This is a genomic window from Streptomyces sp. NPDC060002 (assembly GCF_042737245.1).
Taxonomy (GTDB): Bacteria; Actinomycetota; Actinomycetes; order Streptomycetales; family Streptomycetaceae; genus Streptomyces.
In genome coordinates, this window is the sequence record NZ_JBHWUW010000006.1 from 63,240 (window position 1) to 78,795 (window position 15,556).

Genomic DNA, 15,556 nt, shown 5'->3' on the forward strand with positions numbered 1-15,556 from the left:
TCAACCACCGTCCCGTGCGCGGAAGGTGCTGCCCGCGTCCTGCTGGTACGGCGTGCCCTGCCACTGCCCGGAGTCGAGTATCCGGCTCGGGTCGTGGGCGACGAATTTCCATGGCCCGACGTAGACGTTGTCGTGCCAGCTGTTGTGCTGCGTACGGGTGATCGCCTCGGCCACCCGCTCGCCCTGGTACGGCGACCAGTCCGGATAGGTGCCGTAGTTGGCCAGCACCGCCATGCGGTCGCACTTCACCGTGCAGTCGACGACGGACTTGTCCAGCACGAAGCGGTTGCCGTGGATGTCCACCCGCTGGGTCTTCCACCGGCAGTCGGCGTAGAGCGGTGCGGTGGCGATCGCCGGCTGTGCGCAGCGGTCGGTGTTCTTCACCAGCAACGTGCAGTCACCGGACGAGGTGTTGGCCGGGCTGTTGCAGAACCGGTCGGCGTTTTCCCACAGGGTGATCCCGGACCAGTTGTTCTCCAGCACGTTCCGGTAGATCTCGATCCTGTCCGTGCGGGCTCGGATCCGTGGTTCGCCGCCGGACTCGGACAGGTAGACGGTCGCGAACGGGAAGTTGTCGCCGCGGTCGGCGTACCTGCGGCCCTCGACCCAGTTGTTCCGCCGGATCGTGTTCCTCCGGATGACCGCGTTGTAGCTGGTCTCGTAGATCAGCGCGGCACCGTCGTTGGCCTCGATCACGTTGTCCTCGATGAGGAAGTCGTTGTTGTTGGTGTCCGCCCACAACCCGGTTCCGCGGTTGTCGTGCACCCAGTTGCCGCGTATGTCGGCGCCGTCGACGGCCCAGAACTTGACTCCTCCGGTGCAGCCGCAGCCCGGCCGCCGCTTCTCCCAGTCGTCCCTGTTGTTGCCCACGATCTCGTTGCCCTCGACCACCAGGCCGCTGATGGGGCCGCCGGCCTTGTACGCGTTCATGCCGTACTGGCCGTTGGCGCGCAGACAGCTGGCGCGGACCTGCTGGCGGGCACCGGCCATCAGCCCGGCGCCGGAGTTGTTCTGGATCGTCGCGTGCTCGATCACCCACCCGTCGGCCGAGTCGTGGTTGACCACGCCCTCGTCGTGCGGCGCGACGAACCCCTGCACGGTCAGGTAGCGGATGGTGACGTCCCGGGCGGTGCCGCCGAACGCGTACTGGTTGGTCTTCCGGCCGTCGAGCACCGCGCCCGGCGCGCCGAGGTAACTGTCGCCCTCCTTGGGGATGACCTGGGCGTAGCGGTCCGGCTCGAGCCTGTGCTTGCCCGGCCGAAGCCAGAACGTGGTGTTCGGGGGGCTGCTCTTGGTCTTCGCGGCCAGGTCACCGGCCACCGACGGGTCGACCGTCACCGCGCCCGCCGGCGCCTTCGCCGGCCCGGCCGCGGGCTTGGCGCACACCCGGGCCACGGACGTGGACGGCGCGGCGGTCGGCTTCGGCCGCGCGCCCGGCGTGCTCTCACAGCCGGTCGCCGCCGGCAGGGCCAGCGCCAGCAGTGCCGCCGGCACCGCCCAGTGCCGCCACTTGATCCCCAAGCGTCCTCCCTAGCCGCGGAACCTGAGTACGGTGGTGAACCCCTCCGTGCCGTCGGCGAAACCGGTGCCGACGAGCGTGGTGGTGGGTTCCTTGCGCCCGAAACCGGGGGAGTACCAGCCCAGCGGCGGGCTGCTCTCGCCGCGGTGCGCCCGCCAGGACAGCTCCCCGGGCAGGCCGAGGGTCGCGGAACGGTCCTCGCCGTCCCGGGTCCAGGTGAGCACTGCCCGGTTTCCCACCAGGTCCGCGGCGATCGTCGGGCCGAGGTGGAACGCCAGGCGCACGGCCCGGCGCGGGCCGCGCACCTCGTCGACCACCTTCAGCTCCTGGTTCGCGGCCGTCAGCTCCACCCGGCGGCGGTGCACCGAGCGCTGGTAACCGTCGTGTTCGGCGCACCAGCGGGCCGTCCCCCCGTCGGAGGCGTCGCATGTGTCCGCGACCAGGACGCGGCTGCGGGCATGCCGGGTCCACAGGAACGGGCCGCCGGAGACGGACTGGTCATCGCCGTCCAGTTGCAGGGTGTTGTGGCCGAGGGTGGACCGGAAGTACTGCCGCCACTCGGGCTGCCCGTGGTAGCAGAACGTCCCCGGGTCGGCGAGCACGTCGACCCCGTCGTGCCGGACCTCCACGGACAGCGCGTCAGCGTGAGCATGCGCGGCGATGGACAGGAATCCGTGCGGACCACCGTCGCAGCGGCACCAGATCTCCGACGGACCACGCAGGATGGTCATGCCCGCGTCGGCGAAATGGGCCGGTCGGCCTGCCGGGCGGGACACGGCCGGTCCGGTTGCGTTCTCCGAGTACGGCCGGATGAGCGCGGCCAGCAGCGGGGTGCGCACATCGGTGCCGGTCACCGCCGGCCACCAGGCGAGCCGCCCGAACACGGCGTCCCCGGTGGCCAGCAGCGAGGCCCAGCGGTCGGTGCCCGCGCCGTCCACGATCAGTCCGTGCCCGTCGTCCGCGTCCCCCTGGCGCGGTGGCCGTAACCGGTTGTCCACGATGGCCGCGAGCGCGTCGGTCATCCGCAGCAGCACCAGCCGGAGCGACGCGGGGACCGGCACGCCGGCGGCATCCGCCTCGGCCACCGCGGCCAGGCCGAGTTCCAGCACCAGCCCGTGATACTCGGTTGCCAGCTCGCGGTTGAGGCCGGAGTCGAAGGTGTTGCCGCGCAGATGCCGCTCCAGCGACCGCAGCGCGTCGGCTCGCCAGCGCGCCGAGGCGGGGAACCAGCCGAACGCGCAGGCTGCGGCCAACTGCCCGGCGGCCTCGGCGATGATGTGGTTGTTCGCCGAGGACCCCCGGCTGGGGAAGGCGGCCAGCCAGCGCTGGTGGTGCCAGATCTGGTTCAACGCCACCGGGTTGCCCTCGAACAGAGCGGCCACGCCCGGCCAGCCGTCGAGCAGCCGGCGGATCCACACCCAGGACAGCAGCCGGATCCCCAGCTCGATGCCGCTGGTCCAGTGCACTCCGCGCAGCGGCGCGTTGGCCGCCCACCACGACCGCAGGTGCTCGGCCACTCGCTCGGCGTACCGCTCGTCCCCGGTGACCGCGTAGGCGGCGGCGAGCACGGTGAGGTACTGATGCCGGGACGGCTCCCAGATCTGCTTGATGTCCCCGACCGCGTCCTCGTTCCGGTACGGCACGTCGAAGGCGTAGCCCCACGGAGCGCGGCGCCCGGTCTTCGGGTCGTACCACCAGTCCGGGTCGGCCAGGTCGTCGCGCTCCACCCCGAAATACTCGGCGTGCCCGGCCATCAGCCGGTCCGCCTCGGCGAGGAGACGTTTCGCGGCGTCCGGAGGTATCGCGGCGATCGTCCCCGCGGGCAGTACCGCGGTGAACCGGGCGCCGGTCACGCTCGGGCAGTCCGGCCGCGCCGACCGCCACCGCCGCCTGCGTACCCCGTCGCCGACCCGGCCGCCGACCTCCCGGGGCCCCATCCGGGACAGCCGCCGCAGGTACCAGCCCGGACTCCCCGAGCTCGCAGTCATCGCGCCCTCGCCAGCGTCACCGGCGCGCCGCCGGCCAGGCCGGACTGCACGGCGAGGGTGGCCGCCGTGGTGGCGACCAGCGACTCCAGCGGCACCGGCATCGGCCCACCGGTCCGCACGGCCTTGATGAACGCGGCCAGCTCGGCGGACTGGCCCTTGTCCCGGGCCTTGGGCAGCCGCGAACTGACCCACCGCTTGCGGCGGCTGTCGTACACGGCGGCACGGACGAAGTCGTCGAGCCGCAGCACCTTGCCGTCCGCGACGAGGTCCAGGGTCTCCTTGGGGAAGCCGGGCGCGCCGGTGGTGACGTAGCTGATGGTGGCGGTGGACCCGTCCGGGTAGCGCAGCACGACCTGCAGGTCCTCGTTGCCGGACGGGGCGACGGCGTACACCGACACCGGGTCGGCCTCGAGCAGCCAGCTCGCCGTGTCGATGAAGTGTCCGCCCTCGCCGGCGAACCGCGAGCCCTCGGTGCCCTGTTGGAGGTACCAGCTGCCGTGCTGCAGCCGGCCCGCGTTGACCAGGTAGCGCAGGCTCGCCGGCCCGGTCCGGACGCCGAACCGCTTCCTGGCCTCCTGCAGCAGAGGCGCGAACCGGCGGTTGAAGCCCACCTGCAGCCGGTCGTTGCCGGATTCCTCGACCGCCGCGAGCACGCCGGCCAGCTCGTCCTCGGTGAGCGCCAGCGGCTTCTCCACGAACACCGACTTGCCGGCCAGCAGCGCCCTTCGGGTCAGTTCGGCGTGCGAGCTGTGCCGGGTGACGACGAACACCGCGTCGATGGACTTGTCGCCGAGCACGGCGTCGAGATCGGTGGTCGCCTCGGCGAAGCCGAACTTCCGCTGCGCGTTGGCCGCGGACAGCGCCGTCGTGGTGACGACCGTGGACAACTCGACGCCGTCGCGCTGTGCCAGATGCGGCAGCAGCATCGACGTCGCGTAGTTTCCCGCGCCGGCGAACGCCAGCCGCACCGGCGCCTTGGCGGACCGGGCCGGGGTGGACGCTTGGCCGCCGCGCCGCACCGCGGGCACGGCCACCGCCGGTGCCTGCGCTTGCCCCCCTTCCTCTTTCTGTTCGGGGTACCGGAACAGCACGGCCACGGCCTTCAGGTCGCCGTCCTTGAGGCGCCGGTACGTCTCGACGGCGTCGTCGAAGTCGGCGATGTGGGAGACCAGGGGCTCCACGTCGACGCTGCCGCGGGCGAGGAGATCGAGGAAACACGCCAGGTTGCGGCGCTCGGTCCAGCGCACGTAACCGATCGGGTAGTCCCGCCCCTCGAGCTCGTACTGCGGGTCGTAGCGCCCGGGGCCGTACGAGCGGGAGAACCGGACGTCGAGTTCCTTCTCGTAGTACGCGTTCCAGGGCAGGTCCAGGCGGCACTTGCCGATGTCGACGACCCGGCCGCGGTCCCGGCAGAGCCGCGCGGCCAGCTCGACGGGCTGGTTGCTGCCGCCGCCGGCGGCCAGGTACACCTGGTCCACGCCGTGGCCGCCGGTGAGTTCCGCGACGGCGGTTTCCACGGCCGCGGAGGCGGGATCGCCGCAGGCCGCCGCGCCCAGGCGCTCGGCGAGCTCGCAGCGCACCGGGTCGGGGTCGACCCCGACGACGCGGACTCCCGAGGCGGTCAGCAGCTGCACCACCAGCTGCCCGATCAGCCCGAGGCCGATGACCAGCGCCACCTCGCCGAGCTGCGGCTCGCCCTGGCGTACGCCCTGCATCGCGATCGACCCGACGGTGCCGAAGGCCGCGTGCCGTGGCGCGAGGCCGTCCGGCACCGGGGTGTAGAGGTTCTTCGGCACCCAGTTCAGCTCGGCGTGCAGCGCGTGCTCGTTGCCGGCGCAGGCCACGAGGTCGCCGACCTTCACATCGTCGATCCCGGTGCCGACCTGCTCGACCACCCCGCACAGCGAGTAGCCCAGCGGCGTGTACGAGTCCAGCTTGCCCATCACCTTGCGGTAGGTGGCGGGCAGCCCGTTGGTGGCCACGCTCTGTACGACCTTGGCCACCTGGTCCGGCCGGGAGCGGGCCTTGCCCAGCATCGACATGCCGGCCTCGGACACCTTCATGAGCTCGGTCCCGGTGGATATCAGCGAGTAGGCGCTGCGGACCAGCACACCGTCCGGCTTGCACCCCGGCACCGGCACGTCGAGCACCGCCAGCTCGCCGCTCTTGTAGTTCTGCACAACCTGTTTCACCAAAGTCCTCTTGTCTCTACGCAGTCAAGGAAGAGTTCCGGCCGGCCCCGGAGGTCGCGTCGCGATACCAGTACTCGAGGGTCAGCACATGCCACAGATGCTTGGAGAAGTCCCGCTGCCCGGCGGCGTCCTCGGCGACCATGCGCGCCAGCGCGTCGCGGCGCAGGAGCCCGGAACCGACGAGCACGCCGTCGTGCACCACCTCGCGCACCAGCGGTGCCAGATCCCGGCTCATCCAGGCGCGCAGCGGGGCACTGAACAGGCCCTTGGGCCGGTACACGATCTCCCGGGGCAGGATCGAGCCGGCCGCCTCCTTGAGGACGGCCTTGCCCTGCCGTCCGACGATCTTGCGATCGCCGGGCACGGCGAACGCCGCCTTGACCACCTCGACGTCCACGTACGGCACCCGCACCTCGGTCGACGCGGCCATGCTCGACCGGTCCGTGTAGGCGAGGTTCAGGCCCGGCAGGAACATCCGGGCGTCGCCCAGGCACATACGGTTGACGAAGTCGTCGAGGTCGTTGTCCTGATAGACATCCGCATGCTCGGTCAGCACGTCGTCGACCGTCCCGGCCAGGTCCGGATCGACCAGGGCGAGCAGCTCGTCCTGGTCGTACATGGTGTAGCTGCGCCGGAACGCGGTCTCCTCCGGCAGATCGGCGAAGGAGAGGAACCGCTTCGCGAAGCGCACCGACCGGTACCCCCGGCGGGCCGTGGCGACCGGCAGCCGGTCCACGGCCGCGGACAAGCCGCGCCGCAGGGGCCGCGGGACGCGCTGGTAGCGCAGCGCGAGCAGGTTGGCCAGGTGCTTGCGGTAACCGGCGAACAGCTCGTCGGCACCCATCCCCGAGAGCATCACCTTGACCCCGGCCTCCCGGGCGGCCCGGCAGATCAGGAAGGTGTTGATCGCGGCGGGGTCGCCGATCGGCTCGTCCAGGTGGTACGTCATCTGCGGCAGCAGGTCGAGCACGTTCGGCGCGATCTCGATCTCGTGCAGGTCGACACCGAACCGCTCGGCCACTTGCCGGGCATAGCGCAGGTCGTCCGGCATCGCCTCGAACCTGGCGTCCTCGGCGCGGAACCCGATGGTGTAAGCGGAGATCCCGGGTCGGTCGCGGGCCGCCAGCGCGGTCAGGTAGCTGGAGTCGAGGCCGCCGGAGAGGAAGGTCGCCACGGGCACGTCGGAGAGCAGGTGGCGCCGGGTCGACTCCTCGACGACGGCGGCCAGGTCCGGCTGTTCGCCGCCGCGGATCCGCTCCCGGCCCTCGGCGGCGACGTCCTTCAGGTGCCAGTACCGGCCGCGCTCCACCCGGCCGTCGGGCCGGCACCGCAGCCAGCTCCCCGGCGGCAGCTTCTCCGCTTCGCGGAACGCGCACCGTGAGTCCGGCACCCAGTAGTACAGCAGCGAGGCCACCAGCGCCGCATGGTCCACCTGCAGCGACCCGCCGGTCACGGCGGCGAGCGCCTTGAGTTCGGAGGCGAACATCAGACCCTCGCCGCGCCGGAGCAGGAAGAGCGGCTTGATGCCGAGCTGGTCGCGGGCGAGCACCAGGTCACCGGTTCGCTCGTCGAAGATCCCGAACGCGAACATGCCGCGCAGCCGGGGCAGGCAGTCCGTGCCCCAGCGCCGCCAGGCCTCCAGCAGCACCTCGGAGTCGGAGGTACCGCGGAAGCGCACCCCGGCGGCTGCCAGCTCGGCACGCAGCTCGGGCGCGTTGTACAGCTCGCCGTTGTACGTCAGGACGAGGCCGTTCGAGACCATCGGCTGGGCGCCGGTCTCGGACAGGTCGATGATGGCCAGCCGGCGGTGCCCGAGGTGCACTTCGCCGTCACCGAGGGGGTGGCTGTAGCGGCCCGCCCCGTCCGGACCGCGGTGGGCGAGGGTATCGGTGAGCCGGTCGGTCACGGCCTTCCCGTCCGGCCATCGGTAGGTTCCTGCGATGCCACACATGTCTAGCGCGCCTCCTGGTCGTTGTCCGGGACGCGTGCCGCCCACATCGGCAGCCGCTCGGTCCGCTGCCGGCTCGTTCCGTTCTGGCGGGCCAGTCGCTCGCTCCGGCCGCGCAGCGCGATGTCCAGCCCGTCCCACAGCGTGCCGTCGGTCCGGTCACGCGGATCGGGGTCGATCAGCACCACACCGATCACCTCGATGCGCTGGTCCGCGAGCTGCCGCGCCACGGTGTGCAGCCATGCGGCGCTGCCGTGTCCGGCACGCACGACGAGCACGGTCCGGGTGCCGAGGTACTGGAGGTCGGTCCACGCCGCGCCGGGCGCCACCGAGCCGACGCCGAGCCGGAGCTCCTGATCCGACACGGCCGCGGCACGCTCGCCGCTGACCACGGCCGGGTCTCCAGGCTTCGGGCGGCGCTTGGCGAGCTGCGGGCCGGGCAGACCGTCGACGACGACCACCGGCCCCTCCGCCGCGAGTGCCCCGGCGAGGTCCAGGGCGAGCACGCTCGTGTTGCGCGCACAGCCCAGTTCGAGCAGCGACACCGGTTCCGCGGAGCTGCGCACGGTGCGGGCCAGGGACGCGGTGAGCCGTTCGCGTGCCGCCCGGATCCGTCGGCGCTGCCACCGCCTCGCCGACCGGCGGGGCAGCTCCGCGACGACCGAGGCGCCGAGGTTCGCCGCGATCTCCCGGCGCAGCACGGGGCGGTCCGCCACCACCGTGCCGACCGCGGCCATCGCGAGCCCGAGGGCGAGCCCGAGGACGAGCCCGATCGCGGCGTCGGTGGCAGCGGTCCTGGGCAGGGAGTGCCGTACCGCGCGCGGTGCGTCCACGATCTGTGTGCCGGCGATGAGCTGGGGGGTGCCGATGCGCGCCTCCGCGGCGCGCTGGCCGAAATCGGTGATCCGCGAGGTGAGTTCGGCCCTGCGGGCGAAGAGCGACTCCATGTTCGCCGACGCCTTCGGCCCGGTCTCCGACGATCCGTCTCCGATCGCCTTGTCGACCTGGGCGAGGTCGTCCCGCATGCGGTCACGCTGGTCGAGCAGGGCCTTGGCCTCGGCGTTCGCGGCTTGCTGGATCCGGCTCACATGGTCCGCGACGAACGCATCGGCCAGCGCCTCGGCGCGGGCCACCGCTTCCGCGTCGCTGTCACCTGTCACAGTGATCTGCAGCAGGTTGTTGGTCAAGCCGATCCCTCCGTAGTCCTGCATGAAGTCCTCCGGTTTTTCAGGGGACTTGAGGGCCTGCAGGGCCTTACCCGCGATCCGCGTGGTGTGCAGCAGCGCGACGTCGGTGCGGATCAGCGTTCCGGGGTCGTTCGGCTGGTCCTCCTGATGCGCGACCAGCACCTTGGTCACCGCGGTCGGCGGCGGCGGCAGCAGGACCGCCATCGCCGCGCCGGCGAGCAGCCCCAGCAGTGCCAGGGAGCACCAGAGGCGGCGCCGCCTGCGTACCGCCACCACCAGCACCTGCAGGTCCAGCAGCGGAGCGGCGGCCGACGACTCCGAAGTCGTACTCGTCGTCACTCTGCACCTCCCGTCGTGTCGTGGCCCACCGCGAGCGCCGGCGTGGCGGCGTGAGGACGGTCGGCGGACCGCGTCGGACGGGCCCGGACCGTGCCGGCGAGGACGATGCCGACGACCTCGTGCTTGGCATCCGCGCACGCCTCTGCGATGCCGGCGAGCTCCCCTGCGGTCCAGCTGCCCGGGCTGAGCACGACCAGGGCACCTGACTCGTCGTCGGGGTCCGGCACCATCGGCTGGGACACCGAAACCCCCACCACCCGCAGCAGCGGATCGCTCTCGGCCGCGGCGACGAGCTGGTCGGCGGCCCGGCGGGCGATCCCGTCGCCGTCCGGGACGACGACCAGCAGCCGCCGGGGGGCCGGCAGTCGGTCCCGGAGGCGGGCGCACACCCGCCGGTAGCGGACCTGCCTGCTGGCCTCGTCGCCGGACGTCTGCGGGGCCGGTATGTCCCACCGGATGTCGACGCCCAGCAGCCGGCGGATCCGGGCCCGCGGGCCACGGTCTTCCGGCCGGTGCGCGGGCCGTTCGCCAGGTACGTCGACGGTACCCAGCAGCGCCGAGCCCAGCGCCGCGGCGATCTCCGGTTCGGTGCGCAGCCGGCGACTCATCCGTACGGCGGTGAGATGGCCGATGACCGCGAGCAGGAAGAACAGCAGCGCCCCGGCGACGACGAGCTGCATCCTCGTCGGCGGCGCCTCGCCGGCCGGCCGGGCCGCCGGCCCCATGACGACCATGCTGGCCTGGTTGGCAGCCGGGTCGGCCTGGTCCAGCTTGTTGATGGCCTCCTGCAGCGCGGTGCGCAGCTTCGCGAGCTCGGTGCGCGTCTGGACGCTCTCCACGGTCTGCCCCGGATCGGTCGCATCGGCCAGCTCGGTGATGCGGCGGTTGGTCTGCACCACCATCTGCTGCAGTTCCTCGAGCTGCGCCGCCGCTTCGGGGTCGGTGTTGTCGTCCACGATCCGCGCGGCGAAGGTGACGAACTGCTGGGCCACCTGGTCGGAGAGCTGCTGTGCGCGCTCCGGGGTGTCGGCCGTGCCCGAGACCTGGATGATGTTCCCGTCGGCGGCCTTGGCGCTCACCCGATCGCGCAGCTCGCTGCCGCTGACCCCGGTCCAGTCGAGCGTGGCGGCCGCGCGGTCGACCACCACCGAACTGGTCGCGATCTCCGCCTGGGTCAGCAGCTCGCGCTCCTCCCACGCCCCCGGCAGCAGTACCGATGCCGACGTCGTGTACCGCGGCGGGAACAGCAAGGAGGTGCCGTATCCGACGAGCGCGCCCACCACGGCGAGGATGGTGAGAAGCCGCCAGCGCCGACGGATGATCCGCCCGATCGTGACCAGGCGTATCGTGTCATCGTTCAACGGTGCGGCCTCCGCCCTGTGCCCTGTCCGGGTCGCCCGCCGACACCGGAGTGTGGTCCCGGCAGGCGGCGGCGTAGGCGGTGAGCAGCGAGCGCTGGGAGTTGCGCCAGGAGAGCGGCCCGCTGATCCGCTCCTGGCCGATCTTGCCCATCTGGGCCCGCTTCTCCGGATCGTCCAGCAGCATCGCGATGAGCTCGGCGAATACGGTCTCGTCGTTGGCGGGCGCGTAGACGGCGGCGTCACCGGCGGAGACTCGCGCCTCCCGGAGGTCGAACGAGACGACCGGCCGGCCCATCACCATGTATTCCAGGACCTTGTTCATGGTCGACACGTCGTTGAGTGGATTGTGCGGGTCGGGGGAGAGGCACACGTCCGCGGTGGACAGGTAGCGCACCAGATCGGCGTCCGGAATGCGCCCGGTGAACTGCACCCGCTCCGAGAGCCCGAGCTGCCGGGACAGCTCCACCATCGCGTCGAAGGTGTCGCCGGCGCCGACGAACACCGCATGCCAGTCGGTCCGCCCGAGTTCGTCGCGCAGCTTCGCGAGGGCCCGCAAGGCGTAGTCGACGCCGTCCTGCGGGCCCATGACGCCCAGGTAGCACAGCAGATGAGGCTTGCCGCGCTTCAGCTCCGGCTCGGGCGGTACGGGGTGGAACCGGTCGGTGTCGGGCGCGCTGCGCACCACGAAGACATCCGCCGGCCGCCGACCGCCACGGCGCACCGCGACGTCCCGGTAGCTCTCGTTCGTGGCGAGCACGACGTCCGCGGCACGGTAGGTCCGCCGTTCCAGCGCGCACACGGCGCGGTAGAGCAGATCCTCGCCGCGGTCGAACCGGGAGAGGTACAGCTCGGGTACCAGGTCGTGCTGGTCGAAGACGAACCTCGCTCCGCGCCGCTTCATCCACAGTGCCGGCAGGAACAGCAGGTCGGGCGGGTTGCAGGCGTGGACCACGTCGACCGGGCCGACCTTCCGGGCCAGCCGGAACGTGTGCCACAACGCCGATCCGTACTCCCGCAGATAGCCGGCCGGCCCTCCGGTGGCCGCGCGCAACGGGTAGCGGTGGATCCGCACCCCGTCGATCTCCGCCTCCGGCTCCGTGTCCCGCTTGCTCCCCCGGGGACAGATGACGTGCACCTCCCAGCCCGCGTCGCGCAGTGTCGTGCACTCCTGCCACACCCGCCGGTCGAACGGCACCGACAGGTTCTCCACCAGGATCAGCGCGCGCCGGCCCGGCCGGTCGCCGCCGGCTGTGTCATCAAACGATGTGTCACCAGGCAAGGCCCACGTACCCCGGTTCGGCCCGGCGCGCCTCGGCGTCGGGAAGGTGGATGAGGTCGACGATCACCGGGCCGTCGCCGCCATGGGGCAGCGCCGCCAGCACGGCCGGATCCCTGGTCCCGACCAGGCACACCTCGGCGTGGTCGAGCACCTCCTCGACGGAATCCGCGAGCAGTTGCGCGAGGTGCGGCAGCCGGGTCTCGATGTACTCGCGGTTGGCGCCGAGCAGCCGGGAGAGGCTCACGTTGGCGTCGTAGATCCGCAGGTCGTACCCCTTGCCGAAGAGCCTTTCCGCCAGCTCGACGAGAGGGCTCTCGCGCAGGTCGTCGGTGCCGGGTTTGAAGGACAGCCCGAACAGGCCCGCCTTGCGCTTGCCGGTGCGCTCGACCAGCTCCACCGCGCGCTGCAGATGGTCGGAGTTGGAGGGCAGCACGTGGGAGAGGATGGGCACCGAGACGTCGGCCCGCTGCGCCGCGTGGACCAGGCTGCGCAGATCCTTGGGCAGGCAGGAGCCACCGAAGGCGAAGCCGGGCCGCAGGTAGGCGGGGCTGATGTTCAGCTTGCGGTCGGCCAGGAACACGTCCATCACCTGGTGCGAGTCCACCCCGAGCGCCTGGCACACCGCGCCCAGCTCGTTGGCGAAACCGATCTTGAGGCCGTGGAACGCGTTGTCCGCGTACTTGATCGCCTCGGCCGTCGGGATCGGCACCCGGAACACCTCGCCGGGCAAGCCGTCGTACAGCGCCGTCACCGCATCGCCGCTGGCCGGGTCGAGCTCGCCGATGACGGTCTTGGGCGGGTCGAAGAAGTCCCGCACGCTCGTGCCCTCGCGCAGGAACTCCGGGTTGACCGCGACCCCGATGTCCACCCCGGCCGTGCCGCCGACGTACTTCTCCAGGATCGGCACCAGCAGGTTCAGGCAGGTCCCCGGGAGCATGGTGCTGCGGAACACGACGGTGTGCCGCCCACCCCGCTCGGCCAGCGCGGCGCCGATCTCCTCGGTGACCCGTTCCAAGTACGTGGTGCACAGGCTGCCGTTGGGCTCCGACGGCGTGCCCACGCAGACCAGCGAGACCTCGCTGCCCATGATCGCCTCGCGGACGTCATCGGTAGCCCTTAACACTCCGGTCCGCACGACCTCGGCGATGAGCTCGCCGATCCGCTCCTCGACCACCGGGGCCTTGCCTTCGTTGACCAGGTCGACCTTCACCTGGTTCACGTCCACCCCGATGACCTCGTGCCCCATGCTGGCCAGGCACGCGGCCGACACGCAGCCCACGTAGCCGAGCCCGAAAACGCTGACTCTCATGACCCGTTCCTCCCCCCAGGCAGGCCGTCCCGGCCTGCGGTCCGCGCGCCGGCGGGACCGTTGAGTTGCCGACCCCCGCGCATCAGTAGGCCCCCTGCCCGTAGAGCACCGCACGCAGCGTCTTCCACAAGATCACTGTGTCCAGGGCGAGCGACCAGTCCTCCACGTACCGCAGGTCCAGCCGTACCGCCTCCTCCCACGACAGGTCGCTGCGTCCGCTGATCTGCCACAGGCCGGTGAGTCCGGGCTTGACCAGCAGCCGGCGCCGGATGTCCGGGCCGTACGCAGCGGACTCCTCCGGCAACGGGGGCCGCGGACCGACGAGCGACATCGATCCGGTGAGCACGTTGAAGAGCTGCGGGAGTTCGTCGACCGAATACCGGCGCAGCACTGCTCCCACCCGGGTAACCCGCGGATCCCGGCGGACCTTGAACAGCAGGCCGGCGCCCTCGTTGCGGTCGGCCAGCTCGGCACGTGCCCCGTCGGCCCCGGCGACCATGGTGCGGAACTTGAGAATGGTGAACTCGCGGCCGTCCTTGCCGACCCTGCGCTGGCGGTAGAACGCCCCACCCCGGCTGTCCACCAGCACGAGCAGCCCGACGAACACCATCAGCGGCGCGAACAGCATCAGCAGAATCGTTGCGCCTATCCGGTCGACCACCCCTTTGACCGCCCGGCGGCCCCCCGTGAAGGTCGGCATGCTGACCCGCAGCAGCGGGATCCCGAGCACCGCGTCGACATGCAGCCGCGGGCCGGCCACCTCCATCAGCACGGGGGCCACGACCATCTCGGCGTCGCTGCCTTCGAGGTTCCAGGCCAGCCGTCGCAGCCGGTCCGGTGACCAGTGCGGGTCCGGTGTGACCGCGACGACACGGTAGCCGTCGCGGTGGACGTGGCCCGCGACGTCCGCCAGCAGGCCGACGACCGGCACTCCGTCCAGTTGGTCACCGTCGAGCCCGCGACCGTCGGTGGTGCATACCGCGTCCACCCGCCAGCCGAGGTGCGGGAACTTGCGGGTTCGGGTGATCAGGTCGCGGACGGTGGCCGGACTCCCGGCAGCGAGCACCGGCCGCAGGCATCGTCCTTCCTTACGCTGTTTGTGCAGCCAGAGGCGCAGCAGATACCGCGCGGTCATGGTGACGATCGCGATCGCGGGGATCGCGACGAAGATCCAGAGCTTGATGTTGCGCGAGGTGAGAGCGATCCCGCCGAGCGCCAGTACGACGGTCGCCGTGAACAGTGAGCGACCGAGCCGACGGAATTCCTCGGCCCCCTGGCCGAGCACGGCCGGAGCCCACGACCTGCTCACCGCAAGCGCCCCCAGCACCAGCAGTTCGGTGCCGAATGCGAGAATTCCCCACTTCTCGTGCCAGTTGGCCGCGTCCCGGGCCCCGAAGAAGTTGCCGATCGCCGCCACTACGAAGGCGGTGGCCACGGTATCGGTGGTGACCACGGAACGACGGTAGCGCTGCTCCCACTCGATCGCGGGCTGTCTGATCGCGCCGTTCGCCAGACGCTCGCGCGCTGACGGAAACGGGCTGACTAATCCCCCTTGCCGCACAGAACCCCCCAGGTCCCCAGTGGCTCGACGTGTTCGCCCAACACTGTTCCTCCCCCCGGGAGGCCCCCGCCCCCCGCACTGTTCCCCCCTCGGGAGACCCCCGCCTCCCGCGCATGACAGCTCCGCCATCACAGAGCTACTTGAGCAACCCACCCTGGCGGCAGTGGACTTGTATGTCCTGCCGGACTCTCGAGGTGTACGGGAACCCGTCGAAACCTTGGGTGCTCCCCGCACCCAACGCCCCTCTCGGGCTCCAAGAACTGATCACCCCCACGTCCGGCGCCGGGGCCGCGACTGCTGGCTTTCCGTAGCGCCGGACCAAAAGATCATTATTGGACGCCTGGTGTTCGAACAGCTGAAGCATGGTCAATCTAGACCATCGGGGCCAGTATGAAGAGAGGGTTGTGTGTAATTTGTGCTCAAGCTTTTTGGGGCTGGATCGACCGATCCGTGACGCCGATAGGCGCCTTCTGGCCACCGCACGCTCCAGTTGCTCACCCGGCTCCCGGGCGGGGCTGCTGCGTGGTAATGAGCTCCGTCGACGCTCGACCTGGCGGAGTGTCAGGCGCCTTGCTGCACAGGTCAAAGCCGGTCGGGGGGGGCGAATATCGACGGGGCGCGGAGAGCAGACGGCGCTGAGCCGGGCCGGGGCTCGCGCGGCACATGCTTCTTGAGCGGTAAGTACTCCAGCCGGACGTCTCTCCTGATCAACGGCTTGGCGGTGAGGGGTGCGACGAGTGGTGGTCGTACGGGGGTGGGGGCGATCTTGAGTCGGCCGTCCCGCCGAGGGTGCCCGCGCCGCATGTGGGGTTCAACTGCCGGCAGACGACGGTTTTCGGCTGGCGTGAGGGCGCCTGACGGGCACCCTGCCTC

General features: G+C 71.2%; 8 protein-coding genes and 1 pseudogene. All 9 read right to left on the minus strand.

The window, feature by feature from the left end; genetic code table 11:
- The 9 genes and pseudogenes from ACFWBD_RS08145 to ACFWBD_RS08185 all read right to left on the minus strand — a co-directional run bounded on the left by ACFWBD_RS08145 (position 1) and on the right by ACFWBD_RS08185 (position 14,683).
- Positions 1-1,521, minus strand: coding sequence for a right-handed parallel beta-helix repeat-containing protein (locus ACFWBD_RS08145; RefSeq protein WP_385664327.1), 1,521 nt, complete (start codon positions 1,519-1,521; stop codon positions 1-3).
- 9 nt (positions 1,522-1,530) lie between these two features.
- Complete coding sequence (locus ACFWBD_RS08150) at positions 1,531-3,507, minus strand: alginate lyase family protein (RefSeq protein WP_385664330.1); 1,977 nt, start codon at positions 3,505-3,507, stop codon at positions 1,531-1,533.
- A complete protein-coding gene (locus ACFWBD_RS08155) occupies positions 3,504-5,699 on the minus strand; it encodes a bi-domain-containing oxidoreductase (protein WP_385664332.1) in 2,196 nt (731 codons plus the stop codon). Before ACFWBD_RS08155 ends, ACFWBD_RS08150 begins: the two co-directional genes overlap by 4 nt.
- A gap of 16 nt (positions 5,700-5,715) precedes the next feature.
- Positions 5,716-7,650, minus strand: a complete 1,935-nt coding sequence (asnB, locus tag ACFWBD_RS08160) for an asparagine synthase (glutamine-hydrolyzing) (protein WP_385664335.1) — start codon at positions 7,648-7,650, stop codon at positions 5,716-5,718.
- A 2-nt stretch (positions 7,651-7,652) separates the two neighbouring features.
- The gene (locus tag ACFWBD_RS08165) at positions 7,653-9,173 is read right to left on the minus strand and encodes a Wzz/FepE/Etk N-terminal domain-containing protein (RefSeq protein WP_385664338.1); all 1,521 of its coding nucleotides are present in this window, start codon (positions 9,171-9,173) and stop codon (positions 7,653-7,655) included.
- Positions 9,170-10,534 (minus strand): Wzz/FepE/Etk N-terminal domain-containing protein, encoded by a 1,365-nt coding sequence (locus tag ACFWBD_RS08170; RefSeq protein WP_385664340.1) that lies wholly within the window; start codon positions 10,532-10,534, stop codon positions 9,170-9,172. The genes ACFWBD_RS08165 and ACFWBD_RS08170 overlap by 4 nt, the downstream gene beginning before the upstream one ends.
- A pseudogene (locus tag ACFWBD_RS08175) lies at positions 10,531-11,813 on the minus strand (glycosyltransferase family 4 protein). The gene ACFWBD_RS08170 and the pseudogene ACFWBD_RS08175 overlap by 4 nt, the downstream one beginning before the upstream one ends.
- Positions 11,803-13,122, minus strand: coding sequence for a nucleotide sugar dehydrogenase (locus ACFWBD_RS08180; RefSeq protein WP_385664342.1), 1,320 nt, complete (start codon positions 13,120-13,122; stop codon positions 11,803-11,805). The pseudogene ACFWBD_RS08175 and the gene ACFWBD_RS08180 overlap by 11 nt, the downstream one beginning before the upstream one ends.
- Before the next feature lie 82 nt (positions 13,123-13,204).
- The gene (locus ACFWBD_RS08185; protein WP_385664345.1) at positions 13,205-14,683 is read right to left on the minus strand and encodes a sugar transferase; all 1,479 of its coding nucleotides are present in this window, start codon (positions 14,681-14,683) and stop codon (positions 13,205-13,207) included.
- Positions 14,684-15,556: the final 873 nt, after the last annotated feature.